The sequence below is a fragment of the Tardiphaga sp. genome (assembly GCF_044340795.1).
In the GTDB taxonomy this organism is placed as follows: domain Bacteria; phylum Pseudomonadota; class Alphaproteobacteria; order Rhizobiales; family Xanthobacteraceae; genus Tardiphaga.
This window is the reverse complement of record NZ_JBIISY010000027.1, coordinates 15,143-40,715: the sequence shown is the minus strand read 5'-3', so window position 1 is coordinate 40,715 and position 25,573 is coordinate 15,143. Positions and strand designations below refer to the sequence as shown.

The window sequence follows — 25,573 nt, the reverse complement described above, 5'->3', positions numbered from 1 at the left end:
CTCCGCTTACTCTGGCTGCGCCGAGATGTTGCCCTTGTAATCGACGCTGACGCGCACGCGTTTGGTGCCGCTCATGGCGGTCCCCCGCCAGATGCCCTGACTGTCATTCATGAGCTGGGAGACATCTGAATAGCCCTGAGACTTCAGGAGGTCGCGCGCCTGCCCTTCGGAAAAGCTGTTGGCTCCGGGCGACAGCGCGGGTCCGCTCTGTGGTTGCACCACGCTCGGATTTTCCATCGCCGGGTTCTGCTGCGCCCATGCCGGCGGTAGCATCAGCCAGAGGCCGGCAAAGGCCACCCCAGCTCGCACCCGAATCCGCATGTTGCCTCCCCGATCGGCCATCTGGCCTGCCCCATCAATCGGCGGGACGGACAGAAGTTCCATCACCGAAACCCGGCCAAGCACCTGAAACCGCTTCAATCCGCCCCGTTCCGTCCGGTTGCGACGGAACGGCTGCCACTTTATGATGCGCCTCCTATTCGGCGATGGCCCCCGCGGTTCGAGCCGCTGGCGCAAGCCGGTTCCCCTCCTGACAGACAAGATTGACCCATGCTTCGAGGAATCCGCAAAGCCTCATCCAACTGGATTGGCAAGATGATCATGAGCGTCGTGATGGGCGTGCTCATCATCAGCTTCGGCGTATGGGGCATCGGCGACGCCTTCAAGGGCTCGACCCAGACCAAGGTCGCCACCATCGGCTCGACCGACATTTCCACGGAGCAGTTTCGCCAGCTCTTCAATGACAAGCTGCAGCAGATCGGCCGTCAGTTCGGCCGTCCGCTGACGCCGGATCAGGCCCGCGCCTTCGGCCTCGACCGTCAGGTGCTGCAGCAGGCCATCGCGGAAGCCGCCCTCGACGAGGACGCCCGCCGCAAGGGCCTTGGTGTCTCCGATCAGGAAGTTCTGCGCCAGATCATGGCCGATCCGAACTTCCAGGGCATGAACGGCCAGTTCGATGGCGCCCGCTTCCAGCAGGTGATCCGCTCCCTCGGCTATACCGAGCAGCGCTATATCAACGAGCAGCGTCGGGTTTCGCTGCGCCGCCAGATCGCCTCCACGGTCACCACCGGCGTCGATACGCCGAAGCCCATGGTGGAAGCGCTCAGCCGTTACCAGAACGAGCAGCGTACCATCGATTACGTGAAGCTCGATGCGGCCCAGGCCGGCACCATCGACGCCCCCTCGCCCGAGGCGATCGCCGCCTATTTCGACGAGCGCAAGACCCAGTTCCGCGCCCCCGAATATCGCAAGATCGCCTTCCTGGTGCTGACGCCGGAAGAAATGGCGAAGTGGTCCACGGTTTCGGATGAGGACGCGAAGAAGCTCTATGACGACCGCAAGGACCGCATCTCTCAGCCGGAGCAACGCCAGATCTCGCAGATCGTGTTCCCAAATGCCGAGGAGGCCCAGGCCGCTCGCGCCAAGCTGAATGACAGCTTCTCCTTCGACGACCTCGCCAAGGAGCGCGGCCTGAAGCCGTCGGACGTCGAACTCGGCATGGTCACCCGCGCCGGCATCCTGGATCCGAACGTCGCCGATGCCGCCTTCTCGCTGGCCCCGGACACGATCAGCCAGCCGGTCACCGGCCGCTTCGGCACCACCCTCCTCAAGGTCGGCAAGATCCAGGCCGGCAGCACCCCGAGCTATGACAGCGTAGCCGCGACCATCAAGCGCGATCTCGGCATCGAGCGCGCCCGTGCCGTGGTCGCCGACATGCACAACAAGATCGAGGATGAGCGCGGCGGCGGCGCCAACATCGTCGATGCCGCCAAGAAGCTGAACCTGACGGCCGTCACCATCGAGGCTGTCGATCGCTCGGGCCGTGGCCCGGACGGCCAGCCGGTCACCGGCCTGCCGGCCAGCACCGATATCCTGTCGCAAGCCTTCAACAGCGATGTCGGAGTGGACAATGACGCGATCCAGGCCAGCGGCGGCTACATCTGGTACGACGTGCTTGGCATCACGCCCGCCCGCGAACGTACCCTCGACGAGGTCAAGGCGCAGGTCGAAGCGCGCTGGCGCGAGGACGAGATCACCAAGCGCCTGCGCACCAAGGCCGAGGAGATTGTCAAGAAGCTCGACGGCGGCGCCAAACTCGCCGACGAAGCGGCAGCGGCTGGTCTCAAGGTCATCACCTCGGTTCCCTTCAAGCGCGACGCCACCGTGGCGGATCTGTCGCCGGGCGTGATCCAGGCCGTGTTCCGCGGCGTGAAGGATGCCGCCGGCCAGGCGCCGGGCGCCGGCGCGTCGGACTGGATCGTGTACCGCATCATCGACATCTCGGCGCCGACCGTCGACATGGCCTCGGATGACGCCAAGAAGCTGAAGGAAAGCCTGCAGCGCGGGCTGACCGACGAGCTGGTGGCGCAGTACATCACCAAGCTGGAGCAGCAGGTCGGCACCAAGATCAATCAGGAAGCGTTCGCGCTGGCCACCGGCGCGACAAGCAACAACTGATCTCTGGACTCGTCGGATGGGTTAGGCGAAAGCGAAACCCGTCACCACCGGAAGCGTGTGGTGATGGGTTTCGCTACGGCTCAACCCATCCTACAAGGGTTCATCGCATCACTTTCGGAAGCATCCCATGGACAATCTTCGGGCAATCATCGCCAAGGTCGCGACCGGCGCCTCGCTGACGCGCGAGGAGTCCTCGGCCGCCTTCGACAGCATGATGTCGGGTGAAGCCACGCCCTCCCAGATGGGCGCCCTGCTGATGGGGCTGCGCGTCCGCGGCGAGACGGTCGATGAAATCACCGGCGCCGTGGAAGTCATGCGCGCCAAGATGCTGCGCGTGACCGCACCGGCGGATGCGGTCGATATCGTCGGCACCGGCGGCGACGGTTCCGGTTCCGTCAATGTCTCGACCTGTGCCTCCTTCATCGTCGCCGGCTGCGGCGTGCCGGTCGCCAAGCATGGCAACCGCGCGCTGTCGTCGAAATCCGGCGCCGCCGACGTGTTGGCCGCGCTCGGCGTCAATATCGACCTCAAGCCTGCCGATGTGAGCCGTTGCGCGACCGAAGCCGGGATCGGCTTCATGTTCGCGCCGGCGCATCATCCGGCCATGAAGAATGTCGGCCCGACCCGCGTCGAACTCGCCACCCGCACGATCTTCAACCTGCTCGGCCCGCTGTCCAATCCCGCCGGCGTGAAATACCAGATGGTCGGCGTGTTCTCGCGGCAATGGGTGCAGCCGCTGGCGCAGGTGCTGAAGAATCTTGGCGCCACGCGCGCCTGGGTCGTGCACGGCTCCGACGGCCTCGACGAGATCACCCTCACCGGCCCGACCTTCGTGTCGTCGCTGGAGAACGGCCAGATCACCAATTTCGAGATCAAGCCGGAAGATGCCGGCCTGCCCTATGTCACCGCCGAAGCCCTCAAGGGTGGCGACGCCCAGGCCAATGCGGCCTCGCTGCAGGCTGTACTCGACGGCAAGCCCGGCGCGTTCCGCGACGTGGCGCTGTTCAACGCGGCGGCAGCGCTGCTGGTTGCCGGCAAGGCGAAGGACATCAAGGAAGGCGTTGCGATGGGCCAGAAGTCGCTCGACAGCGGCGCGGCGCTCGCGAAGCTCAAGCAGCTGGTGGCCGTCTCAAACGCCTGACGGAGCGAACGATATGTCCGACATCCTCACCAAGATCGAAGCCTACAAGCGCGAGGAAATCGCCAAGGCGAAGCAGCAGCAACCGCTCAGCGCGCTGGAAGCACTTGCCAAGTCTGCATCGCCGCCGCGCGGCTTCATGACTGCAATCCACCGCAAGCTCGACAAAGGCGATTTCGCGCTGATCGCCGAAGTGAAGAAGGCCTCGCCCTCCAAGGGCCTGATCCGCGACGATTTCGATCCACCGACCCTCGCCAAGGCCTATGAGGACGGCGGTGCCGCCTGCCTGTCGGTGCTGACCGATACACCGTCGTTCCAGGGCCATCTCGACTTCATGGTTGCAGCACGCGCTGCCACCAAACTGCCGGTGCTCCGCAAGGATTTCATGTTCGACACCTATCAGGTGGTCGAGGCGCGCGCGCACGGTGCCGACTGCATCCTGATCATCATGGCTGCACTCGATGACGCCCTCGCGCGCGATATCGAGGATGCCGCGATCGATCACGGCATGGATGTCCTGCTCGAAGTCCATGACGAAGCCGAACTCGAGCGCGCGCTGAACCTGCGCTCGCCGATGATCGGCATCAACAACCGCAATCTGCGCACCTTCGACGTCACCCTCGCCACCAGTGAGCGGCTGGCGCCGATGATGCCGAAAGATCGGCTCAAGGTCGGCGAGAGCGGCATTTTCGCGCCGGACGATCTGGCGCGGCTGGAGCGCGTCGGCATCTCGACGTTCCTGGTCGGCGAAAGCCTGATGCGGCAAGCGGATGTGACGGCCGCCACGAAGACGCTGCTGAAGCGCGCGCAGGTGAATTGACGATGGCCAAGAAGACGAAAGCGAAGAGCCCCGCCCTCACCCATATCGATTCCGCCGGCGAGGCCCGCATGGTCGATGTCTCGGCGAAGCCCGCGACCGAGCGCGTCGCGGTCGCCGAGGGCCTTGTGATCATGAGCAAGGCCAGCCTCGACATGATCGAGACCGGCAATGCGAAGAAGGGCGACGTGCTTGGCACCGCGCGGATCGCCGGCATCATGGCGGCGAAGCGGACATCCGAACTGATCCCGCTCTGCCATCCGCTGGCACTGTCGAAGGTGACGGTAGACATCACCACCGACAGGAAACTGCCTGGCTGCCGCGTGCGCGCGACGGTGAAGGTGACCGGTCCCACCGGTGTCGAGATGGAAGCGCTCACCGCGGTGTCCGTGGCCTGCCTCACCATTTACGACATGATCAAGGCGGTGGAACGCGGCGTCCAGATCGAGGGCATCCACCTGATCGAGAAGAAGGGCGGCAAGTCCGGCCACTATCTGGTGACCGACAACGCCATCGACTGATCAGGCGCTCAGCACCATTGATGCCGGCATTGTCGGCCCAAACTGGACTTTCCGACCGGGCATAAGCGAGGCAGTAGAGCGCCTTGATGTCGGTCATGCTGACGGTCATTGCGCCTGCCTGAAAGCAGACACCGCCGGTAGGCGGTGTCACGTCGGGTATGCGTCGAGTCCTGGCTGGAGCCAGAGAGCAATGAGTACTCTCCATCAGCCTCCATTGATCACGGCGAAGACTTCATCGAACCGGCCGTCCGCTTCTGCGCGGCGTGCATATTGCGAATACTGGACCATGATTTCGGGTATGCTCGGCTCACTGCATAGTTGCATGAAAACATCGTCGGCAAAATCATCCAGCGGCACGCCCTCTCGCCCCTCTTGACCGGGCGTCAAACCCGTCTTGACCTGCGGGGGAATGACTTCGATGACGTCGATCTTTCCTTTGAGGGCTTCACGCATGGACACCGTGTAGCTGTGGATCGCAGCCTTTGACGCATTGTAGGTCGGGGCGACGACGAGAGGCACGAAAGCGAGGCCAGAGGTGACATTGACGATCGAAGCGTTTGGCTGTTTCAGAAGGTGATCGACCAAGGCATTCGTAAGCCGGATTGGGCCGAGCAAATTCGTCGTGACCGTAGCTTCTGCATCGGCCAGATCGCGCCGATGTCCAAGTGCTTCAAAGCGCATGATACCCGCGTTGTTAATGAGCACGTTCAATGTCGGATGATCAATGATCAAGCGTCGCGCAAACACCTCGACACTCGTCGCGTTGTCGAGATCCACCTGGATCGGTGTCATGCGACTGCGACCTTCGGCAGCACGAGACAGTACATCAAAGCGGCGACCGGCGATGATCACGTGATTACCTGCGTCGTGCAGGCGGTGCGCGAGCGCCTGGCCGATGCCAGAACCACCACCCGTGATGAGAATGGTATTGTCGTTGGATTTCATGTGCAGACTTGGCCTCTTTGGAAATAAGCAATGTCCGGAACCACGAGGTTGAAGTCCGGCCACCGCCTGAGGCTCGAAAATACGACGCGACATTCTTGAGAAAAACGGCGCCAACGCCTATAGGCCTTCAATCCAGAGTTAATAATGCATGCCGGCGCGCGGCCTCAGGAACAGTCAATGGAACGCGATTTGTTTGACGGCCTCGCTCATTTCATCGCCGTGGCACGCCGCGGCGGGTTTACTGCCGCCGCTGAGGCTTTGAACATAAGTCCAGCCGCGACAAGCAAAGCGATCCAAATGCTTGAGGCGCGGTATCAGGCCAAGCTTTTCCAGCGAACAACACGGAGCGTACAACTTACCGAAGCTGGAAAGGCCTTGTTCCAGCGCCTCGATCGCGCTGCTTTGGAGATCGAGGACGCACTTCAAGATTTCACCGCATCCCAGTCCACCCCGAGCGGAACCCTGAAGCTGACGGTCCCTCATGCTGTCGTGGGTTTTGCGATCGAGCCGGTCATTGCGCGCTTTGTCGCGGACTATCCGAATGTCGCTATCGATCTCTCGGTGAATGATGCATTCGTCGATCTGACCGCCGAAGGGTACGATGCGGGCGTTCGGCTGGGGAAAGCCATCGACAAGGACATGATTGCAGTCCGGTTGTTGCCCCAGGCGCGATGGGTCGTCGTCGCGAGCCCGGAATATCTGAACAAGGCCGGAAGACCTGCGTGCATCGAGGACCTACAACAGCACGACGCGATCCTGTTTCGCTTTCCAGGTTCAAAAACGACTTACACATGGGAATTCGACCAGAACGGCAAAACGGTTCGCGTGCGGATGCCGCCGAAGATCGTGGTCGACAATCATGCGGCGGCCGTGCGCCTGGCCAAGCGGGGCCTCGGTCTCGTTTTCGCGTTCGACCGAGAAGTTGCTGACGAGGTCGAGCGGGAGGAATTGGAGATCATGTTCAAAGGTCAAATTGCGACCGACGACGGCATTTTCCTTTATTTTCCGGCATCCATGCAGAGCCAGCCAAAACTCCGGGCGTTTATCGACACTGCAAACAGCCTCGCGCGGCAGGGAGCAGAACCGGCCCGATGACTTCATTTGGCCGGGAAGGACGAGGAATTATGTGCGTGCCCTCGTTTAGACGGGCACCTTGGCCGCGGCGCATCTCCTGCTCAAGGACTTGGGCACTGCTGGATCAATGTGCGGGAAGCAGTGCTTACGATCAGGCGAGCTTATGCGCCTGCGCATTCTCCAGATCCACAATGCTGCTGTCTGCCTTGACCTGGAATTCATCAAGCGCGCGACCAGCCGCAAGCTGGAACACCAGCCAGCGCGGGCGCAGCCCGCGTCCCGACCACACCTGTGTCGGCCGATCCGGATTGCGATAGAACGGCCCGGCCTTCGGGCGCAGCGCCGTGACGGCGCGTTGCGACGACGCGGAGAACTGATCGAGATCGCGCAGCCGCTCGTCGATCTCCTGCCGCTGCGCCGCCATCTTGGCCGCCAGCACGATGCGCAGCTCTTCGTGGATCTGCCAGAGCGCATCGATCGACATCGCGCTGAAATTGTAACCTGTCGCCATCCCGATCCCTCTCGTCGCTTCCGCGAAAAAATGGACCGGGACCGCACGCGAGCATGGGGGGTGTTGGCGGCGGTCCCGGCACCACGTCAATCGACCGGGCGGGAGGATGAGACATCCGGGTCGGCGATCGTGGTGACACCAGCGCTACCAAGCCGGACATCGCCAAGCGTAAACGCCGCGTATCTGGCTACGCATGCAAATTGTAACTTCGTCGGTAACCTGAATACCGGCGAAGTCGGGGGTAACAAGCTTAACGGGGATCGCGGCTGCGGCGCAGATGGCTGCGCTGCGGCTGCAATTCGCCGACAATCCACGGCCCGAGCTGCGTATCGAGATGACGCTCGTAACGCTTCACAAGAAAACGACCGCCAATCACCGTGATGGCCAGTGCAAGCAAGGTGAACATCGGAAAATTCCTTCTGCAATAATAGCTTTGTAACAAATCATTTACGCCCGATAACATTTTGAGTTTCGATCAGCTCCTATGCGTGCCGTGCAACAGATGTGTCGATCGCGCACCGCGTCGATTGTCATGAATTGGTGTTAGGCTCGTGTCTTCAAGGCGTTAGGCCTATACGTTCCAGGCTGCTCACATTGTTCGGATTTGCACACGCATGACTTCGCCTGCCCCAGCCCACGCCGCTTCCTCCATCGACGCCCTGCTGTTCGACCTCGGGCGCGTGGTTCTCGATATCGATTTCGCACGCGTCATGAAGGTGTGGACCGACCATGCAGGCCGCGGCCCAACGGACGTCGTCGCTGCCCTCGCCCAAGACGATATCTACATGCAGCACGAGCGCGGCGAGATTTCAGACGAGACGTTCTTCGCCCATTTGCGCAATGTGCTGAATCTCGACATCACGCCGGAGCAGTTCCTAGAAGGCTGGAATGCGATCTTCGTGGGTGCGATGCCGGGCATCGCAGAACTGTTGCCGCGCGCAGCGAAGCGCTGGCCGATCTACGCCTTCTCCAACACCAACCCCGCACATGTGGCGCATTTTTCCGTCGCCCATGCCGATCTGCTCGGACATTTCCGCGAGGTGTTCCTGTCGTCCTCGATCGGCATGCGCAAGCCGGAGGCGGAAAGCTTCGATCACGTGGTGGCACAGATCGGCGTGCCAGCCGGCCGCATCCTGTTCTTCGATGACTCGCAAACCAATATCGAAGGGGCGCGCGCCCGCGGCTTGCAGACCGTGCATGTCACCTCGCCGGAGACTGTTGCCGAAACGCTGAAAGCGCTCGGCGTCTAGGCGCGCGCGAACCGGCGGTAGGCGATGCTGGTGACCACACCGAGCAGCGCCCAGAAGATCAGGCCGGTGACGACGGCAGCCACGACGAAACTGTGCGCCAGCGTTTCCGGCACGTCGGTGTGGCCAGCCGGCGCCTGAGGTGCGCCAATCAGATGCGGCAACACGATCAGGCCCAGGCCGAGCAGCGCGGCCCAGGAGGCCTTGCGGAAGACCAGCAATGCGAGACCGCCGGCAGTCGCGCAAGCCGTGGCGATCCACCAGGTCTGGCGCAAGGTCAGGTCGGCCACCGGCTGTCCCGGCACTTCCGGCGGCAGGCCGAGGCTCGGCGCAGCCACAAACACGACGAAGCCGCCGAGGCCCCAGAACAGGCCCTCGCGCCAGTCCACCGGACGGCCGCGCAGCGCAAAAATGCCGGCCAGCAGCAGGGCAAAGCCGATGGCGGTCAGCACATTGGCGCCGGCGGTGAAGGCGTTGCGCTGGAAACCTTCTGCCGGCTCCCATTCGCCGCCATGGTCATGGGCAGCAGCGTGTTGATGGGCGCCGTGATCGTGGCCGGTTGCAACTGGCGCAGGTGCCGCCGTTGCAGCGGGGGCCGGCGCCTCGGCCTTCTTCTCATAGGTCTCGGCCTGCTGGATCAGCTTGACGGTGCCGACCATCTGCACGGCCGTGGTGGCCGCGCCAGCGACGAGCCCGGCAAGAACTGCCGAGAACACGATCGAACGGAAAACGGACATCAGTCTGGAAGATCAGTGGCAGGGAAACGCGTTGGCGTGACGGACGTCATGCGCCGCGTTGTGGACCGCGCTGATATGCGAGAAGCCGACCACGCCGACCACAAACAGCCCGAGCGCCATGGCAAGAAGAGCCTGCACGACGACATTTGCGTCGGTGGTGGCAGTGGAGAGCTGGGCGGTCTGGGTCTGCTGCATGGGATTCCTCATCAGTTGGACGGAGTTTAACCGCTTTGTTCCGGCGATGCGACCGCCAATTTCGCCATGGCCCGGGCGAGATCCCGGCTGGTCAGATGCAGATTGGCGTCGGAGGCAAGGCGCGCATGTGCGATCTTGGCGCGGGCTGCGAACTGGAACGCGGTTTCCCGGACGTGGAAAAACGCCGCACATTCCTCCGGCGTCGGCATGTGCTTCAGCAACGTCCGAAACGCATGCCGATGCACCATGCAGACACCGTCATGCCCCTCCGGCCGGAACGACAAAGCGTCCACATCGCTGCGCCAGCGCAATGCACCGCCACCGGCCATATCGTATCCATCGGTCATTCCCCTTGGTAGCGGCTCCGGAAGCGATCCCCAAGTCCGGCCACAGGGACAACCGACGCTTGCCTCCCCCGCCCGCTTCGCTAAGACGGGCATCCACGCAAATCCGGAGATCCACCAATGGCCCTGATGCCCTTTACCGACGCCATGGCCGCGATCCTGAAGGGCGCCGACGCGCTGCCCGAGGAAATGGTGGCGCTGGAGGACGCGTTTCACCGCGTGCTGGCGCGTGATGTCGCCTCGCTGCGCACGCAGCCACCGGAAGCCATGTCGGCCATGGACGGCTATGCGGTGCGGGCCACCGATGCGGCCGTTGGCGCGAAGCTGAAGGTGATCGGCGAGATTTCCGCTGGCAAGCCGTTCGATCGCGCCCTCGCTCCCGGCGAAGCAGCGCGCATCTTCACCGGTGGCGTCGTGCCCGCCGGCAGCGATGCCGTGGTGATCCAGGAGGACACGGCGCGCGACGGCGATATGGTGACCGTCAACGAGGCTGCCCCCGTCGGCAAGAATATCCGTCCGGCCGGCGTGGACTTCAGGCAGGGTGATGTGTTGCTGCGCGCCGGCACTCGCCTCGCCGACCGCGATCTCGCACTCGCTGCGGGCATGAACCATCCCGTGGTTCCCGTGCAGCGTCGCCCCGTGGTCGCCATGCTGGCCACCGGCGACGAACTGGTGATGCCCGGCGTTACCCCCGGCCCCGGCCAGATCGTCCTGTCCAACGGCTTCGCCCTGCGCGCCCTTGCCCGCGCGGAAGGTGCCGAGGTGATCGATCTCGGCATCGCTCGCGACACGCTGGAATCGACAACTGCGGCGATCCGGCGCGCCATCGACCTGAATGTGGACGTGCTCATCACCACCGGCGGCGCATCCGTCGGCGACCACGATCTCGTGCAGCAATCCCTGGTCGAGGCCGGTGTCGAGATGTCGTTCTGGAAGATCGCCATGCGGCCGGGCAAGCCGATGATGCATGGCCGCCGCGGCCCCATGCGGGTGATCGGCCTGCCCGGCAATCCGGTCTCGTCCTATGTCTGCGGCTTCCTCTTCATGGTGCCGCTGCTGCGCGCGCTGTCCGGCCGCAGCGAAGTCCAGCATGTTCGCGAGGCGGCTGTGCTCGGCCGCGATCTCGCCGCGAATGACCATCGCGAGGATTACCTGCGCACGCGGCTCGAATGGCAGGACGGCAAGCTCGTGGCGACGCCCGTGACAAAGCAGGATTCGTCGCTGCTCGGAAATCTCGCCATTGCGGAAGGCCTTCTGGTCCGCCCGCCGAATGCCGCAGCTGCCAAGGCCGGCGATCGCTGCGCCATCATTCGTCTTCCGACTTAGCGGAATACCGCGAACCCACACGATTTTCAGGCGTTGCCCGACCGGGCATCGCCCTTCATACATTCCGCCGGCCCTCGGTCACCAAGTTGTCACGTAACGCGGCGACAGAGGGCACAGACAACAGATTCGGTGCCCGTTCATGGATTACTTCAAGCGCTTCAATTTCCTCTTCGCCATGCCGACTTTTGACGCCGACGATCTCGAAGGCGTGCGGCTCAACCAGATCGTCGAGGAAATCGAGAAATCGGGCTTCGAGGTGGTCAAGGCGCGGAAGCTGGAAGACGCTGCGATCGCAGTACAGACCGACGCAGCCATCGGCTGCATGGTGGTGGACTGGGGCAAGAAGGGCCTCGAGGGCAAGACCGCTGCGCTGATCAACCTGATGCGCCGCCGCGGCCTCGACTTCCCGATCATGCTGCTGATCCGCCGCCAGCGCTTCGAGGACATTCCGGTCGAGGTGCTCGACTTCATCGACGGCTACATCTTCCTGTCGGAAGAAACCCCGCCGTTCATCGCCAAGAACCTGATCAGCCGCCTCAAGCAATATGCCGAGACGCTGAAGACGCCGTTCTTCGGCGCCCTCGTCGATTACGCCGAGGAAGGCAATCAGCTCTGGACCTGCCCCGGCCACAATGGCGGCGTGTTCTACAGCCGCTCGCCGATCGGCCGTGTGTTCATGGAACATCTCGGGGAAGCCGTGTTCCGCGACGACCTCGACAATTCCGTGCTCGATCTCGGCGACCTCCTCACCCATGAAGGCCCAGCCCTTCAGGCGCAGAAGGAAGCCGCGCAGATTTTTGGCGCCGAGAAGACCTATTTCGTCCTTAACGGCACCTCGACGTCCAACAAGGTCGCGCTGTCGGCGCTGGTCACCGATGACGACCTGGTTCTGTTCGACCGCAACAACCACAAGGCCGCATTGCATGGCGCGCTGATGATCTCCGGCGGCACGCCGATCTATGTGCCGACCGTGCGCAATCCCTGGGGCCTGATCGGCCCGATGAACTGGGACTCGTTCAGCGAGGAAGCGCTGCGCGAGCGCATCCGCACCAATCCGATGGTCAAGGACAAGGAAGCCTGGAAGCGCGAACGCCCGTTCCGCGTCGCCGTCATCGAGCAGTGCACCTATGACGGCACCATCTACAGCGCCGAGATGATCATCAAGCGCATCGGCCATCTCTGTGACTACATCCTGTTCGACGAGGCCTGGGCGGGCTTCATGAAATTCCACCCGCTCTATGCCGGCCGCTTCGCCATGGGCCTGAAGGATCTCGGCCCGGATTCGCCCGGCATCATCGCCACGCAGTCGACGCACAAGCAGCTCGCCTCGTTCTCGCAGGCCTCGCAGATCCACATGAAGGATCGCCACATCCGCGGCCAGAAGCGCCGCGTCGAGCACCGCCGTTTCAACGAAAGTTTTATGCAGCACGCATCGACCTCGCCCTTCTATCCCCTATTCGCGTCACTCGACGTCGGCGCGCAGATGATGAAAGGCCGTTCCGGCGAAGTGCTGTGGGACGACACAATCCGTCTCGGCATCGAGCTGCGCAAGAAAATGCGCGCTGTGCGCCGCGAATTCGAGGAAAAGGAATTCCGCCCGGAGCGCCGCTGGTTCTTCGAGCCGTTCGTGCCCGAGCGCGTCCAGATTCCGGATGTCGCGCAGCCCGGCGCCAGCCACAGCGTGCCGTGGGAAAGCATCAGCACCGACCAGCTCGCCACCAATCCCGCTTTCTGGCAACTGACGCCCGACGCCAAGTGGCACGGCTTCCCGGACATGCAGGCCGGCTTCGCCATGACCGATCCGAACAAGCTGACGGTGCTGACGCCGGGCTTCGATCGCGCCACCGGGGGCTATGCCGAACATGGCATCCCGGCCCCCGTGGTCGCGCAATATCTGCGCGAGAACCAGATCGTGCCGGAGAAGAACGACCTCAACTCGCTGCTCTTCCTCCTGACCCCCGGCGTCGAGGCCAGCAAGGCCGGCACGCTGGTGTCGGGCCTCGTCGCTTTCAAGCGTTTCCACGACGAGAACGCGCTGCTCGAAGACGTCATTCCGGAATTCGCGCGCCGTCGCCCGGCTCGCTATGCCGGCGTGCGCCTGCGCGATCTCTGTGCCGACATGCACAAGTTCTACCGTGCAGCCGATGTCAGCGGCCTGCAGGCGAAGCAGTTCATGGATCAGCATCTGCCGGAGATCGCCATGTCGCCGCATGACGCGGCGCGCCTGCTGGTGCGCAACGACGTCGACTATCTGCCGATCGACGAGATCGCCGGCCGCATCGCCACCACGCCCTTCGTGGTCTATCCGCCGGGCATCGCCACCATTGTGCCGGGCGAGCGTCTCACCGAACGCGCGCAGCCGATGATCGATTATCTCAAGATGTTCGAGACCTGCTTCAACACCTTCCCGGGCTTCGACGTCGAGATCCAGGGCATCTATCGCAAGGTGGATGCCTCGGGCCGTATCCGGCTCTACACTTACGTCGTTTCCGAAGAGCGGGATCCGCGCAAGTGAGCTCTCAGGCAGCCACCGACACCCCGATCATCGTCCGGCCGTCGCGCGACAGCGATGTCGACGCCATGCTCGCCATCTATCGCCGCCACATCCGCCAGGGCGTGGAGGAAGGCGTGAGCGATGCGGATGCGATGCAGCCGGACGATCTGCGCGACCGTCGCAAGAACCTCAAGAACAAGCGCTTCCCGCATATCGTGGCGACCCGCGGCGGCGACGTGGTCGGCTATGCCTATGTGGTCCAGTTCCGCAAACGGCCGGCCTATCGCTATGCGGTGAAGCACTCGATCTATGTGCATCACGACCACACCGGCCAGGGCGTCGGCGGCAAGCTGCTACGCGAGCTGATCGATGTCTGCGCCGCCGCCGGCTTCCGCCAGATCATCGGCTATATTGATGCCGACAATGCTCCTTCGCTCGGGCTGCATGATCGCTTCGGTTTCACTCGGATCGGCACGCTGCCCGGTGTCGCCTACCGCTCCGGTCGCTGGGCCGATACCGTGATGGTGCAACGATCCCTGGCCGCCGGCGCGACAACGCCACCGCCGCCGATGCCGTTGTCCGAGCGAATTTCGTGATCGCGTAGGATGGGTTGAGCGCAGCGATACCCATCACAGCGCGCGCCGGAGCCTGTGGTGATAAGTATCGCTCCGGCGCTGTCGCGCCTCGGCTCAACCCATCCTACGGCCCATTTTCTCGCTCGCCCAAAAGCACCACTTTCGAGCGAAATTACCCGTTGCGGAACATGTACGGAACAGATAGTGTCCGTTCATGATTTGTTTCGAGATTCTGTGGCTTAGTGAAATCGAGAGTGCCCAAACTCGTGACTGCCCTCGGCCAGTAGCGCGCAAGCGACGCTGACGACGAGGTCCTGAAACACACGCGACGGCCCGACAATCTTCGTTGAAGGCCCGTCACCTGAGGATGGCTTCAGATGCTCACGCGCAAACAATATGAACTGCTCCGCTTCATCGACCAGCGGCTCAAGGAAGCAGGCGTGCCGCCTTCCTTCGACGAGATGAAGGATGCACTGGATCTGCGTTCCAAGTCCGGCATCCACCGCCTGATCACCGCGCTGGAAGAGCGCGGCTTCATTCGCCGCCTGCCCAACCGCGCCCGCGCGATCGAGGTGATCAAGCTGCCGGAATTGAACACGGCTGCGCCGGCGGGTCGCCGCGGCTTCACGCCCAGCGTGATCGAGGGCAATCTCGGCAAGAACAAGCCCGCACCTGCCCCGATGGCAAGCGACGATGACGGCGGCCGCACCATCTCGGTGCCGGTCATGGGCCGGATCGCGGCTGGTACGCCCATCGAGGCATTGCAGACCCGCAGCCACTCCATCAGCGTGCCGCAGGACATGCTGGGCAATGGCGAACACTATGCCCTCGAAGTGCGCGGCGATTCCATGCAGGACGCCGGCATTCTCGATGGCGACATGGCGCTGATCCAGAAATCCGACAGCGCTGACACCGGCGATATCGTGGTCGCGCTCATCGACGACGAGGAAGCCACGCTGAAGCGCTTCCGCCGCCGCGGCGCCTCCATCGCGCTGGAGCCGGCGAACACTGCTTACGAGGTCCGCATCCTGCCGCCGAACCGCGTCCGCATCCAGGGCAAGCTCACCGGCCTCTATCGCCGCTACTGAGCGGCGCTTACTGATCGTCCGGCGTGAGATCCGTCTCCGCCGGCGTTGCATCGACCGGTCCCTGGCGCATGCGTTGGCCGGTCGATATCGCATTGTCGGTGACATCGACGGGCCCCTGAGCCCACGGCCGCTGCAGCCCGCGGGGGCGAACTGCGTCCATGACGAAGCGGTCACCGACATGCCGCAGGCTGGTCGCTCCCTGCCCTTGCAGCGCCTCCCGATCGATCACCATCGCCCGGCAATCGGCTGGCGGCTGCCTCGCCGTCACGATGACCGCCGCGCGGTCGCAGTCATCGCTGAATGCATCCGGCTGCAACGTGAGAGCGATGAGCGCCCCATCGGCAAGAGCTGTCACGCAACCTGACGGATCACACGACACGCCGTCACCGAGCGACGCATCTGTCGGCTGCCGCGCATCGGCATCCGCTCCCAGCCATTCCTTGATTAAAAACGCATCCTTGCCGCTGCGCATCACATGCAGGCGCCCGTCGCGGCCGCGCACGGCCACGCTCTGGCCGTCTCCGGCAATCAGGACGTCAGGCTGTTGCGTCGCCGCCGCCCAGATCGTTGCTATCACCAGCGCGATCACCCCCGCGTAGCGCAGCGGCGTGCGCAGCAAGGCGAGCAGAATAATCCCGAGACTCGCGGCAATCAGCGGCCCCGTACCGAAAGCCGGTACCCGCCCCACCGCGCCAGGCAACGCTGCGACCCATTTCGACACGGAGATCATCCATTGCAGGCCGATCTCCATGATATGCCAGAACAGGCCGTCGAATCCGAACGGAATGGCGATCAATCCGAGCAGCCCCGCCGGCATCACGAGGATCGACACCACCGGCATCGCCAGCAGATTGGCGACGATGCCGTAAGGCGTGATGCGGTGAAAGTGGTAGGCGGCATACGGCATGGTCGCGAGCCCCGCGATCAGGGACGCCAGCAGCAGCATCGCGATCTCGCGCCCGCCCCACAGGGCGATGCGCGCCGTCGTCGAACTCTCCGATGTCGCGAACAAGGCGGGCATCCCGATCTGCACCAGTGCCACCAGGCCGAGCGTCGCCGCAAATGACATCTGGAAACTCGGATGCACCAGCGCTTCCGGCGTGATGACCAGCACGATCAGCGCCGCGATCGCCAGCGTGCGAAAGGTGATGGCGCGGCGATCGACCATGATGGCGATCAGCACCACCGCCGTCATGATGAAGGAGCGCTGCGTCGCGACTTCGGCGCCGGACAGCAACAGATAGAACAACGCAGCCAGCAGTGCCGCGGCAGCAGCGACCTTCTTGATCGGGAACGTCACCGTCAGAACGGGGACCAGCGCAAGCAGCGCACGGACGACGAAAAACACGACGCCGGCGACCACGGCCATGTGATAGCCGGAGATCGACAGCACATGACCAAGCCCCGAAATGAACATGGCATCGTTGACGTCGGATGAGATCGCATCCCGCTTGCCGGTCAGGAGCGCAGTTGCGATGGCCCGATTGTCCCCCGTTAATGACGCACGAATGCGCGCATCGATGGCATCTCGCATGCCCTGCATGGTCGCCGCATATTGCAGGTGCCGCGATGGCGGCGTCGGCGGATCGATCTTCCTGATCGCCCCGGTGACGAAGCCCGAAGCGCCGATGCCCTGGAAATACAGATCGCGCGCAAAGTCGTAGCCACCCGGCCGTAACGGCGCGAGCGGCGGCTGCAGCCGTGCCTTCAACGCGACAAAGCTGCCGACCGCGGGTGCCGTCCCCTTCTTCACGGACAGGCGCACGCGCGTCAGCTTGATCGCATCGCGCGGCGTCTCCAAGGTGGCCACGCGCAGAACGAAGCGATCGCTACGCTCACGCTCCTCGCGGGTCTCGACGAAGCCCGTCAGCGCTGCACCGAAGACTGGCTTCGCCAGAACCTCATGCGCGATGCGTTCGCTCTTCCACGTTGCGCAGGCGAAACCCGCGGCCACGGCGACCGCGAGCAACACGCAAGGAAAGGCCGACGACCGTCGCAGCAGCACGGCTGCGAGTGCGAGAACACACGCTGTCGCGGTCACCAACCAGGCGACCGGTTCGCGCTCGGCCGCAAAATAAAGCGCGATGCCGATGCCGAACCCCACCGGCACCCAAGGCAGCAAGCGACCGGGCCCGGTTTCAGCCTGCACCCAGGCGCGCAACCAGCCGAGCGGCAATGTCCATGAATGGCGTGATGGGAGCGCGCCGGCCGTCATCGACGGCGGCCATGTGACCGCCCTCGCCTGATTGCGCTGCCGTCCCCCGCCCTGCGCCATGAGCCACCCGCTCGCCCTCCCGAATGCTATCGGAAGGGCGCCGCGCGGCTAGCGGAACGGATGGGGAATGCGCGAACTATTCGTGCGATCAGGCCAGCTTGGCGTAGCTGTCGCGCAGGCCGACTGTCCGGTTGAACACCGGCTTGCCGGGCGACGAGTCCTTGTCGCGGCTGAAATAACCCTGCCGCTCAAACTGTATCGCGCCGTCAAAATTGTCGCTCGCCAGCGACGGCTCCAGCATCGCGCCGTTCAGCACTTCCAGCGAATTCGGATTGAGCTGCGATGCGAAGTTTGCTGCTTCCGGCGTCGGCGTCGCGAACAGCTGCTCATAGACGCGCACTTCGGCCGGCACCGCATGCTGCGCGCTGACCCAGTGGATCGTCGCCTTCACCTTGCGTCCGTCGGGCGCGTTGCCGCCACGGGTTTCCGGGTCGTAGGTGCAGCGCAGCTCCACCACTTCGCCCTTGTCGTTCTTCACAACATCCTTGCAGGTGATGAAATAGCCGTAGCGCAGCCGCACCTCGCGGCCCGGAGCCATGCGGAAGAATTTCTTCGGCGGATCCTCCATGAAGTCCTCGTGCTCGATATAGAGCTCGCGGCTGAACGGGATCTGGCGAGTGCCAAGCGACGCATCGTCCGGATGATTGACCGCGTCGAGCTGCTCGACCTGCCCTTCCGGATAGTTCTCGATCACCACCTTCAGCGGCCGCAGCACCGCCATGCGGCGCTGCGCCGTGCGGTTCAGCGTCTCGCGCACGGCGAAATCGAACATCGACAGATCGACGGTGGAATTCGCCTTGGCGACGCCGATGCGCTTGATGAATTCGCGCAGCGCTTCCGCGGGAATGCCGCGGCGCTGCAAGCCGGCGAGCGTCGGCATGCGCGGATCGTCCCAGCCGGTGACATGACCGCCGCGCACGAGCTCGGTGAGCACGCGCTTCGACAGCAGCGTATAAGTCATGTTGAGGCGCGCGAACTCGTACTGATGCGGCCGCGAGGGCACCGGCAGATTGTCCAGGCACCAGTCATAGAGCGGCCGGTGATCCTCGAATTCCAGCGTGCAGATGGAATGCGTCACATGCTCGATGGCATCGGACTGGCCATGGGCAAAGTCGTAGCTCGGATAGATCTTCCAGGCCTCGCCGGTGCGCGGGTGATGCGCATGCAGGATGCGGTAGATCGTGGGGTCGCGCAGATTGATGTTGCCGGCGGCCATGTCGATCTTGGCGCGCAGCACGCGGGCGCCGTTCGGGAATTCACCGGCGCGCATCCGCGCGAACAGGTCGAGATTTTCCTCGACGCTGCGGTCGCGGAACGGGCTGTTCTTGCCCGGCTCGGTCAGCGTGCCGCGCGCGATGCGCATTTCCTCGGGCGACTGGTCGTCCACATAGGCCTTGCCGGCCCGGATCAGATGCACCGCCCAGTCATAGAGCTGTTCGAAATAATCCGAGGCGAAATGCAGGTTGCCCTCGCCCCACTCGAAGCCGAGCCAGCGCACGTCACGCTGGATGGCGTCGATATATTCCTGCTCTTCCTTGGTCGGGTTGGTGTCGTCGAAACGCAGGTTGCAGTGGCCGCCGAACTCGGCGGCGACGCCGAAATTGAGGCAGATCGACTTGGCGTGGCCGAGATGCAGGTAGCCATTCGGCTCCGGCGGGAAGCGCGTCACCACGCCCTGGTGCTTGCCGGATTCGAGGTCCATCGCCACGATATCGCGGATGAAATCGCGGCCGGCCTCGCTGGCGGTGTCCGCGGTCGATTCGTCTGTCATAAGCTGCCTTTCAGATTGCGCCCTATGTGCCAAATCCGGGCCGTTCCGCCAAGGGGCGCGAGCCCGGCCCGCCCGGTTCCGGGGGGCTCCCGGGGCGGGCGTGATTGCCCATTGGGCAGCGGCACAGGGGTGTGTTACACGCGCGCAAACGTCCCCTAAATCGATTGCCGACCTGACATGACCGCACCCGTCGTTACCCGCTTCGCGCCCTCGCCGACCGGCTTCCTCCATATCGGCGGTGGCCGTACCGCGCTGTTCAACTGGCTGTATGCCAGGAAGCACGGCGGCAAGATGCTGCTGCGGATCGAGGACACCGACCGCGAGCGCTCGACGGAAGCCGCTATCGACGCCATCCTGGACGGCCTGAAGTGGCTGGGTATCGAGTGGGACGGCGACACCGTCTATCAGTTCGCCCGAGCCGCCCGTCACCGCGAGGTCGCCGAGCAGCTGCTGGCCGAAGGCAAGGCCTATTACTGCTACGCCTCCGCCGAGGAGCTGCAGGCCATGCGCGAGAGCGCGCGCGCCGAGGGCCGCTCGAAACTCTACAACGGGCTGTGGCGCGACCGTGATCCGTCCGATCCCAAGCCCGACGTCAAGCCCACCATCCGCCTCAAGGCACCGCTGACCGGCGAGACCGTGATCGAGGACCGGGTGCAGGGCCGCGTGGTCTGGCAGAACGAGAATCTCGACGACCTGGTGCTGCTGCGTGGCGACGGCACGCCGACCTACATGCTGGCCGTGGTGGTGGACGACCACGACATGGCTGTCACCCATGTGATCCGCGGTGACGACCATCTGATCAATGCTGCCCGCCAGAAGCAGATCTATGACGCGCTCGGCTGGGACGTGCCCTCGATGTCGCATATCCCGCTGATCCACGGCCCGGACGGTTCAAAACTTTCGAAGCGCCATGGCGCGCTTGGCGTCGATGCGTATCGCGCCATGGGTTATGTGCCGGCCGCGCTGCGGAATTACCTCGTGCGCCTCGGCTGGAGCCATGGCGACCAGGAAATCTTCACCACGCAGGAGATGATCGACGCGTTTGAACTGTCCGGCATCGGACGATCAGCCGCACGCTTCGATTTCGCCAAGCTGGAAAGCATCAACGGCCACTATATCCGCCACAGCGACGATCAAGCCCTCGTGACCATGTTCGAGGAGATCCTCCCCTATGCGGAAGGCGGCGCTGCGATCCAGGCGAAGCTGAACGACGCCACGCGTGCACAACTGCTGCGCGCCATGCCCGGTCTGAAGGAGCGGGCCAAGACGCTGCTCGAGCTGGTGAAGGGCGCCGACTTCATCTTCGCCGACCGCCCGCTGGAGATCACCGAGCCCAAGGCGGTTGCCGTGCTGACGCCGGAGACGCGCGTGCTGCTCGGGAAATTGCGCACCGCGCTCGAAGCCGTCACCGACTGGACCGCCGCCAATACGGAGGCTGCCGCCCGCGCTTTTGCGGAGGAAGCCGGTCTGAAACTCGGTGGTGTGGCGCAGCCTCTGCGGGTAGCGTTGACCGGCAAGACCACCTCCCCCGGCATCTTCGACGTGCTCGCGGTACTGGGACGGCAGGAATGTCTCGATCGGCTCGCCGATCAGGCAGCTGTTTAGCATAGCTGTAGGCTACTTTTGCCTGCCTTGCAGCGCACACAGCAATACGCTACGCATTCTGCCGACTGCTCTGGAATTCCCGTCTGGCATCGCCATTTTCTCCTGAAATGACGGTGGTTTGACGGCCCCTCAACGATCTCATCGGGGACTATGCGATGGACGCGAAAACCAACACCAAATCCGCAACGCTGACAGTCGACGGCAAGAGCTTCGATCTGCCGATTCACAGTGGGACCGTCGGCCCCGACGTCATCGACATCGGCAAGCTCTATGCCCAGTCGGGCATGTTCACCTACGATCCGGGCTTCACCTCGACCGCGAGCTGCCAGTCCCAGATTACCTATATCGACGGCGACGCCGGCATTCTCGAATATCGCGGCTACCCGATCGAGCAGCTCGCCGAGAAGGGCGACTTCCTCGAGACCTGCTATCTGCTGCTGTACGGGGAACTCCCGACCAAGGCACAGAAGGAAAAGTTCGATCACCTGGTGACCAACCACACCATGGTCCACGACCAGATGACGCGCTTCTTCACCGGCTTCCGCCGCGACGCGCATCCGATGGCCGTGATGGTTGCGTCGGTCGGCGCCCTCGCCGCCTTCTATCACGACTCGACGGACATCAACGACGCCAAGCAGCGCGAGATCGCCTCGATCCGCATGATCGCCAAGATCCCGACGCTTGCTGCGATGGCCTACAAGTACACGATCGGCCAGCCCTTCGTGTATCCGACCAACACGCTCGATTTCGCATCGAACTTCATGAAGATGTGCTTCGCCGTGCCGTGCGAGGAGTACAAGGTCAATCCGGTGCTCGCCAAGGCGCTGGACAAGATCTTCACGCTCCACGCTGACCACGAGCAGAACGCCTCGACCTCGACGGTCCGCATCGCCGGTTCGTCGGGCGCGAATCCGTTCGCCTGTATCGCTGCCGGCATCGCCTGCCTGTGGGGCCCCGCGCATGGCGGCGCCAACGAAGCAGCATTGCAGATGCTCGCCGACATCGGCACCGTGGACAAGATTCCGGAATTCATCGCCAAGGTGAAGGACAAGAACTCGTCCGTCCGCCTGATGGGCTTCGGTCACCGCGTCTACAAGAACTACGATCCGCGCGCCAAGCTGATGCAGCAGGCCTGCCACGAAGTTCTCAAGGAAACCGGTCACGGCGGCGACGAGATGCTCGCCGTTGCCATGGAGCTCGAGAAGATCGCGCTTTCGGACCAGTACTTCATCGACCGCAAGCTGTATCCGAATGTCGACTTCTATTCGGGCATCACGCTGAAGGCGATGGGCTTCCCGACCTCGATGTTCACCGTGCTGTTCGCCGTCGCCCGCACCGTCGGCTGGATCAGCCAGTGGAGCGAAATGATCGGCGACCCGCAGCAGAAGATCGGCCGTCCGCGCCAGCTCTTCACCGGCGCTGCCCGCCGCGAATACACGGACATCGCCAAGCGCTAAGCTTGGCAACAAGACCCAAAAGAAACCGGCGGATCGCAAGATCCGCCGGTTTTTGCTTGTTTGTGACCACAACCGCCGTCCCTCATGGTGAGGAGCGCGCTCTTGCGCGCATCTCGAACCATGAGATCGCTGGGCTCCGGCGCTTGCCGCCATCCTTCAAGACGCCGCGAAGACGTGGCTCGTCAGGATGAGGGCGGAGTGAGCTTCAATACTTCGCGCGATCCGGCAGTTTGCGGAATTCCTGCCACACGGCCTGCGCGTCCTTCTGCATGAACTGCGAGACCTTCACCTTCCGCCTGCCGTAAGGCAGCTTCATATCCGTACCGATATTCTGATCGTCGAACAAATCGGCATAATCCGTCCATGCCGCGGCATAGACGATGCGGTCCAGCCGCGCCCAATAGGCCGTCGCGTAGCACATCGGGCAGCATTCGCAGCTGGTGTACATGGTGGCGCCCTTCAGGTTCGGCGCGCCGATCTTCTTGCAGGCCGCGCGAATGGCGTTGACCTCGGCATGGGCGGACGGATCATTATCGCGCAGCACGCTATTGCCGGTGGCCGAGAGCACCTCTCCATTGCGCACGATCACAGCTCCGAAGGCACCGCCCGTACGTTCGACCACGCCGGCCTTGCGCATCAGGTCGATGGCGTGCGCCATATGCTTGCGGTCTTCTTCAGTGAACTTGTCGGCTGCCGGTTTGGCGAGCGCATCGACGCTCGAAGACGCAGCGACGATTCCGCCTGCACCGGCAGCCAGAAAATGGCGACGATCGATCGAGCGCGCCGCGGAGAAGAGTGCATCGAGAGAGTCGTGTTCGTTCGCCTTGCTCATGCTTCACCTGATGGCGGCTAATCAGCCGCGATTGCACATACGCCCGAAGGTATCGGGGCACGGCACCATCAGCGGAACCGGGTTTAGATTTGGTTGAGAGTTCCCCTATGCGGATAACATCAGGGCTAACCGCGCGTTAACGCGGAGGTCGGTCGAGCATATCCGCGACGACATCCGAAGCCGCCTTGCTCGGCGATGCGCGTCCGATCCCCATGATATCATCAAGCTTCGCCATCGCCTCGACCTGTCGGCGGCGCATCGGCGTATCCGCAAGTACGTCCTGCAGCGACGCGACAAGCTTTTCGGGTGTGCAGTCTTCCTGAATAAATTCGGGAATGACATTCTCACCGATGACGAGATTGGCGAGAATGACAGACGACGACGTAATGCGGCGACGGATGATCCAAGCCTCGATGCTGCCGGCCCTGTAGGCTGTGACCATCGGCACGCCGGATAGCGCGAGCTCCAGCGTCACCGTACCGGATTTGGCGAAGGCCGCATGCGCGATGCGGAATGCGGTGCGCTTTTCCGCCTCGCCCACCACGACACGCGGCTGCACAGGCCATGGCTTCAGCGCTTCGGTGATCCCCTCCACCAGATGCGGCATGGTCGGTAGGATCAGCTCGAACTCCACGCCGCCCTTGCGCAACAGATCGAGCGTCGCGCCAAACGTCTCCATGTGATGGCGGATCTCGCTGCGACGGCTGCCCGGCAACACCAGCAGCACCGGCGGCTTGCCGTCACGCCGCGCCTGCTCCTCCGCATCCGGCCTCAGCGTATCGATCTGCTCGATCAGGGGATGCCCGACGTAAGTACATGGCGGGCCACCAAGCCGCTGATGCGCCTCGGGCTCGAATGGCAGCAGCGCCAGGACGTGATCGACATAAGCCCGCATCGCCTTGGCGCGGCCGGGGCGCCAGGCCCACACGGTCGGCGACACATAATTGACGATCGGGATCGACGCATCGCACTTGTGCACGCGCCTGGCGACACGTTGCGTGAAGTCGGGACTATCGATGATGACCAGAACGTCCGGCTTGGTGCGCAAGACGTCTTCGGTGGCCTGCGCGATCAGCTTGAGGATCGATGGCAGCTTCTTCACCACGGCTGCGAGGCCGATGATGGAAAGCTGCTCGATGGGAAACAGCGACTGCAATCCCTCGCGCGCCATCGACGAGCCGCCGACACCGGAGAAGACGACATCATCGCCGTAGCGCTGCTTCAGCTCGCGCATCAGCGCAGAGCCAAGCCGGTCGCCGGATTCCTCGGTGGCGATCAGATGAATTTTGCGCGTCACGCAGGAAGCCCCGTCACAAAGAAGTTCGCGGCGTCGGCCGCGTCGATCATCTCCTGCGGCTCGGCCACAATCGTATTGCCGGCGACGATGGCGATGCCGGCGAGTTTTGCCGCAATCGCGCCCTCGACAGTGCGCGGTCCGGTCGTCGGCAGATCGAAACGCAGGTCCTGGCTGCTCTTCGGCGCTTTCACCAGCACGCCCCTGCCCGCCTTGGCGCGAATGCGGCCAGTGGCACGCAGATCGGCCACGCGCGCCAGCAGCGCATCGGTGCCGCCGATATCCTCGATCCCCACCACATGGCCGTCGATCACCACGCAGGCCTGGCCGATATCGAACGGGCTCAGCGCGCGCAGCACCTCGCGACCACGCGCGATGTCCGTCTCTGCATCCGCATCGGGCATCGCCCGCGTAATGCTGCCGGCCGGCATCAGGATATCAGGAGCGACGTCCTTGACGCCGAGCAGCCGAAACCCTTCGTGCTCGAACAGCCGGCTGACGCTGGTGAGCAGATGATCATCGCCGCCGCGAAAGGCGCGAAACACGGCCGGCATCACCCGCAGCGTGCCCCAGTCGAGACGGATTTCCGAGATCGCCGGACGCACCAGTGTGCCAATGAAAACGAGATCGCGGCACTGGGCACTCCGCATCAGCCGCAGCAGCGCGCCGAACTTGCCGATGGGAATCCAGTGGTGGTCGAAGCGCGCTGCCTGCGCGGGATCGCAAAAGCCCTTAAGCGCGAAGACCACCGGCTTGATGCCGCGGGCAAGCAGCGAGTCCGCGACGGCAAACGGCATGGCGCCTCCCCCGGCGATGATGCCGAGTGGCGATGCGATGGCGAGTGGCTGCAATGGAGGCTGGCCGTTCATG

Annotated in this window: 24 protein-coding genes; 12 read left to right on the top strand and 12 right to left on the bottom strand. The window is 63.6% G+C overall.

Going from position 1 to position 25,573, the window contains the following annotated elements:
- Positions 1-6: 6 nt before the first annotated feature.
- Positions 7-420: a hypothetical protein gene (locus ACIQ17_RS06895; RefSeq protein ID WP_398466774.1), complete on the bottom strand. Its 414-nt coding sequence runs from the start codon at positions 418-420 to the stop codon at positions 7-9.
- Positions 421-549: 129 nt separating this feature from the next.
- Between ACIQ17_RS06895 and ACIQ17_RS06890 the strand changes: the two genes are divergently transcribed.
- The 4 genes from ACIQ17_RS06890 to moaC all read left to right on the top strand — a co-directional run bounded on the left by ACIQ17_RS06890 (position 550) and on the right by moaC (position 4,933).
- A complete protein-coding gene (locus ACIQ17_RS06890; RefSeq protein ID WP_398466772.1) occupies positions 550-2,457 on the top strand; it encodes a SurA N-terminal domain-containing protein in 1,908 nt (635 codons plus the stop codon).
- 127 nt (positions 2,458-2,584) lie between these two features.
- Positions 2,585-3,598 carry an anthranilate phosphoribosyltransferase gene (gene trpD / locus ACIQ17_RS06885; RefSeq protein WP_398466770.1) on the top strand — a complete coding sequence of 338 codons (1,014 nt, stop codon included), beginning with the start codon at positions 2,585-2,587 and terminating at the stop codon, positions 3,596-3,598.
- Positions 3,599-3,611: 13 nt separating this feature from the next.
- Positions 3,612-4,415 (top strand): indole-3-glycerol phosphate synthase TrpC, encoded by an 804-nt coding sequence (gene trpC, locus ACIQ17_RS06880; RefSeq protein WP_398466768.1) that lies wholly within the window; start codon positions 3,612-3,614, stop codon positions 4,413-4,415.
- Positions 4,416-4,417: 2 nt separating this feature from the next.
- Positions 4,418-4,933, top strand: a complete 516-nt coding sequence (moaC, locus tag ACIQ17_RS06875) for a cyclic pyranopterin monophosphate synthase MoaC (RefSeq protein ID WP_398466766.1) — start codon at positions 4,418-4,420, stop codon at positions 4,931-4,933.
- A gap of 204 nt (positions 4,934-5,137) precedes the next feature.
- Here moaC and ACIQ17_RS06870 read toward each other — a convergent pair whose 3' ends face one another.
- Positions 5,138-5,878 (bottom strand): SDR family oxidoreductase, encoded by a 741-nt coding sequence (locus tag ACIQ17_RS06870; RefSeq protein WP_398466764.1) that lies wholly within the window; start codon positions 5,876-5,878, stop codon positions 5,138-5,140.
- A 177-nt stretch (positions 5,879-6,055) separates the two neighbouring features.
- On the opposite strand from ACIQ17_RS06870, the gene ACIQ17_RS06865 reads away from it, so the two are divergent.
- Positions 6,056-6,973 (top strand): LysR family transcriptional regulator, encoded by a 918-nt coding sequence (locus ACIQ17_RS06865; protein WP_398466762.1) that lies wholly within the window; start codon positions 6,056-6,058, stop codon positions 6,971-6,973.
- 130 nt (positions 6,974-7,103) lie between these two features.
- Here the strand turns inward: ACIQ17_RS06865 and ACIQ17_RS06860 are convergent, their stop codons facing one another.
- Entirely contained in the window at positions 7,104-7,463 is a 360-nt protein-coding gene (locus ACIQ17_RS06860; protein WP_398466760.1) for an H-NS family nucleoid-associated regulatory protein, read from the bottom strand.
- Between the two features lie 250 nt (positions 7,464-7,713).
- Complete coding sequence (locus tag ACIQ17_RS06855) at positions 7,714-7,869, bottom strand: hypothetical protein (protein ID WP_398466758.1); 156 nt, start codon at positions 7,867-7,869, stop codon at positions 7,714-7,716.
- Between the two features lie 208 nt (positions 7,870-8,077).
- On the opposite strand from ACIQ17_RS06855, the gene ACIQ17_RS06850 reads away from it, so the two are divergent.
- Positions 8,078-8,713 (top strand): HAD-IA family hydrolase, encoded by a 636-nt coding sequence (locus tag ACIQ17_RS06850; RefSeq protein WP_398466756.1) that lies wholly within the window; start codon positions 8,078-8,080, stop codon positions 8,711-8,713.
- Here ACIQ17_RS06850 and ACIQ17_RS06845 read toward each other — a convergent pair.
- From ACIQ17_RS06845 to ACIQ17_RS06835, 3 genes are read right to left on the bottom strand one after another with little or no spacing between them, the layout of a single operon-like run.
- Entirely contained in the window at positions 8,710-9,447 is a 738-nt protein-coding gene (locus ACIQ17_RS06845) for a CbtA family protein (RefSeq protein ID WP_398466754.1), read from the bottom strand. The genes ACIQ17_RS06850 and ACIQ17_RS06845 overlap by 4 nt on opposite strands.
- Positions 9,448-9,459: 12 nt before the next feature.
- On the bottom strand, positions 9,460-9,642 hold the full coding sequence (locus ACIQ17_RS06840; RefSeq protein ID WP_398466752.1) for a CbtB-domain containing protein: 183 nt from the start codon (positions 9,640-9,642) through the stop codon (positions 9,460-9,462).
- 26 nt (positions 9,643-9,668) lie between these two features.
- Positions 9,669-9,989 carry a hypothetical protein gene (locus ACIQ17_RS06835; RefSeq protein WP_398466750.1) on the bottom strand — a complete coding sequence of 107 codons (321 nt, stop codon included), beginning with the start codon at positions 9,987-9,989 and terminating at the stop codon, positions 9,669-9,671.
- 117 nt (positions 9,990-10,106) lie between these two features.
- On the opposite strand from ACIQ17_RS06835, the gene glp reads away from it, so the two are divergent.
- From glp to lexA, 4 genes are all read left to right on the top strand, one after another.
- A complete protein-coding gene (glp, locus tag ACIQ17_RS06830) occupies positions 10,107-11,312 on the top strand; it encodes a gephyrin-like molybdotransferase Glp (protein WP_398466748.1) in 1,206 nt (401 codons plus the stop codon).
- Positions 11,313-11,451: 139 nt separating this feature from the next.
- Positions 11,452-13,827 carry an Orn/Lys/Arg decarboxylase N-terminal domain-containing protein gene (locus tag ACIQ17_RS06825; protein WP_398466746.1) on the top strand — a complete coding sequence of 792 codons (2,376 nt, stop codon included), beginning with the start codon at positions 11,452-11,454 and terminating at the stop codon, positions 13,825-13,827.
- Positions 13,824-14,402, top strand: a complete 579-nt coding sequence (locus ACIQ17_RS06820; protein WP_398466744.1) for a GNAT family N-acetyltransferase — start codon at positions 13,824-13,826, stop codon at positions 14,400-14,402. The genes ACIQ17_RS06825 and ACIQ17_RS06820 overlap by 4 nt, the downstream gene beginning before the upstream one ends.
- 356 nt (positions 14,403-14,758) lie before the next feature.
- On the top strand, positions 14,759-15,469 hold the full coding sequence (gene lexA, locus ACIQ17_RS06815; protein WP_398466742.1) for a transcriptional repressor LexA: 711 nt from the start codon (positions 14,759-14,761) through the stop codon (positions 15,467-15,469).
- A 7-nt stretch (positions 15,470-15,476) separates the two neighbouring features.
- Here lexA and ACIQ17_RS06810 read toward each other — a convergent pair whose 3' ends face one another.
- Together ACIQ17_RS06810 and ACIQ17_RS06805 are read right to left on the bottom strand one after the other, a co-directional pair.
- Positions 15,477-17,744, bottom strand: a complete 2,268-nt coding sequence (locus ACIQ17_RS06810; RefSeq protein ID WP_398466740.1) for a ComEC/Rec2 family competence protein — start codon at positions 17,742-17,744, stop codon at positions 15,477-15,479.
- Between the two features lie 88 nt (positions 17,745-17,832).
- On the bottom strand, positions 17,833-19,515 hold the full coding sequence (locus ACIQ17_RS06805) for a glutamine--tRNA ligase/YqeY domain fusion protein (protein WP_398466738.1): 1,683 nt from the start codon (positions 19,513-19,515) through the stop codon (positions 17,833-17,835).
- Positions 19,516-19,692: 177 nt separating this feature from the next.
- Here ACIQ17_RS06805 and gltX point away from each other — a divergent pair, with 177 nt between their 5' ends.
- Together gltX and gltA are read left to right on the top strand one after the other, a co-directional pair.
- Entirely contained in the window at positions 19,693-21,120 is a 1,428-nt protein-coding gene (gene gltX, locus ACIQ17_RS06800) for a glutamate--tRNA ligase (protein ID WP_398466736.1), read from the top strand.
- A 155-nt stretch (positions 21,121-21,275) separates the two neighbouring features.
- Complete coding sequence (gene gltA / locus ACIQ17_RS06795; RefSeq protein ID WP_398466734.1) at positions 21,276-22,577, top strand: citrate synthase; 1,302 nt, start codon at positions 21,276-21,278, stop codon at positions 22,575-22,577.
- 205 nt (positions 22,578-22,782) lie between these two features.
- Here gltA and ACIQ17_RS06790 read toward each other — a convergent pair whose 3' ends face one another.
- From ACIQ17_RS06790 to ACIQ17_RS06780, 3 genes are all read right to left on the bottom strand, one after another.
- Positions 22,783-23,409 (bottom strand): nucleoside deaminase, encoded by a 627-nt coding sequence (locus tag ACIQ17_RS06790; RefSeq protein WP_398466732.1) that lies wholly within the window; start codon positions 23,407-23,409, stop codon positions 22,783-22,785.
- Between the two features lie 136 nt (positions 23,410-23,545).
- On the bottom strand, positions 23,546-24,706 hold the full coding sequence (lpxB, locus tag ACIQ17_RS06785; RefSeq protein ID WP_398466730.1) for a lipid-A-disaccharide synthase: 1,161 nt from the start codon (positions 24,704-24,706) through the stop codon (positions 23,546-23,548).
- Positions 24,703-25,572 carry an LpxI family protein gene (locus ACIQ17_RS06780; RefSeq protein WP_398466728.1) on the bottom strand — a complete coding sequence of 290 codons (870 nt, stop codon included), beginning with the start codon at positions 25,570-25,572 and terminating at the stop codon, positions 24,703-24,705. Before ACIQ17_RS06780 ends, lpxB begins: the two co-directional genes overlap by 4 nt.
- Position 25,573: the final 1 nt, after the last annotated feature.

Excerpts from the sequence above, each read along its gene's own strand:
- ACIQ17_RS06890 (WP_398466772.1), top strand. The coding sequence starts at position 550 with ATGCTTCGAGGAATCCGCAAAGCCTCATCCAACTGGATTGGCAAGATG.
- lexA (WP_398466742.1), top strand. The coding sequence starts at position 14,759 with ATGCTCACGCGCAAACAATATGAACTGCTCCGCTTCATCGACCAGCGG.
- ACIQ17_RS06870 (WP_398466764.1), bottom strand. The coding sequence starts at position 5,878 with ATGAAATCCAACGACAATACCATTCTCATCACGGGTGGTGGTTCTGGC.
- ACIQ17_RS06840 (WP_398466752.1), bottom strand. The coding sequence starts at position 9,642 with ATGCAGCAGACCCAGACCGCCCAGCTCTCCACTGCCACCACCGACGCA.
- trpC (WP_398466768.1), top strand. The coding sequence starts at position 3,612 with ATGTCCGACATCCTCACCAAGATCGAAGCCTACAAGCGCGAGGAAATC.
- ACIQ17_RS06805 (WP_398466738.1), bottom strand. The coding sequence starts at position 19,515 with ATGACAGACGAATCGACCGCGGACACCGCCAGCGAGGCCGGCCGCGAT.
- gltA (WP_398466734.1), top strand. The coding sequence starts at position 21,276 with ATGGACGCGAAAACCAACACCAAATCCGCAACGCTGACAGTCGACGGC.
- glp (WP_398466748.1), top strand. The coding sequence starts at position 10,107 with ATGGCCCTGATGCCCTTTACCGACGCCATGGCCGCGATCCTGAAGGGC.
- ACIQ17_RS06790 (WP_398466732.1), bottom strand. The coding sequence starts at position 23,409 with ATGAGCAAGGCGAACGAACACGACTCTCTCGATGCACTCTTCTCCGCG.
- gltX (WP_398466736.1), top strand. The coding sequence starts at position 19,693 with ATGACCGCACCCGTCGTTACCCGCTTCGCGCCCTCGCCGACCGGCTTC.
- ACIQ17_RS06835 (WP_398466750.1), bottom strand. The coding sequence starts at position 9,989 with ATGACCGATGGATACGATATGGCCGGTGGCGGTGCATTGCGCTGGCGC.
- ACIQ17_RS06825 (WP_398466746.1), top strand. The coding sequence starts at position 11,452 with ATGGATTACTTCAAGCGCTTCAATTTCCTCTTCGCCATGCCGACTTTT.
- trpD (WP_398466770.1), top strand. The coding sequence starts at position 2,585 with ATGGACAATCTTCGGGCAATCATCGCCAAGGTCGCGACCGGCGCCTCG.
- ACIQ17_RS06780 (WP_398466728.1), bottom strand. The coding sequence starts at position 25,572 with ATGAACGGCCAGCCTCCATTGCAGCCACTCGCCATCGCATCGCCACTC.
- moaC (WP_398466766.1), top strand. The coding sequence starts at position 4,418 with ATGGCCAAGAAGACGAAAGCGAAGAGCCCCGCCCTCACCCATATCGAT.
- ACIQ17_RS06865 (WP_398466762.1), top strand. The coding sequence starts at position 6,056 with ATGGAACGCGATTTGTTTGACGGCCTCGCTCATTTCATCGCCGTGGCA.
- ACIQ17_RS06855 (WP_398466758.1), bottom strand. The coding sequence starts at position 7,869 with ATGTTCACCTTGCTTGCACTGGCCATCACGGTGATTGGCGGTCGTTTT.
- ACIQ17_RS06810 (WP_398466740.1), bottom strand. The coding sequence starts at position 17,744 with ATGGCGCAGGGCGGGGGACGGCAGCGCAATCAGGCGAGGGCGGTCACA.
- ACIQ17_RS06845 (WP_398466754.1), bottom strand. The coding sequence starts at position 9,447 with ATGTCCGTTTTCCGTTCGATCGTGTTCTCGGCAGTTCTTGCCGGGCTC.
- ACIQ17_RS06850 (WP_398466756.1), top strand. The coding sequence starts at position 8,078 with ATGACTTCGCCTGCCCCAGCCCACGCCGCTTCCTCCATCGACGCCCTG.
- ACIQ17_RS06860 (WP_398466760.1), bottom strand. The coding sequence starts at position 7,463 with ATGGCGACAGGTTACAATTTCAGCGCGATGTCGATCGATGCGCTCTGG.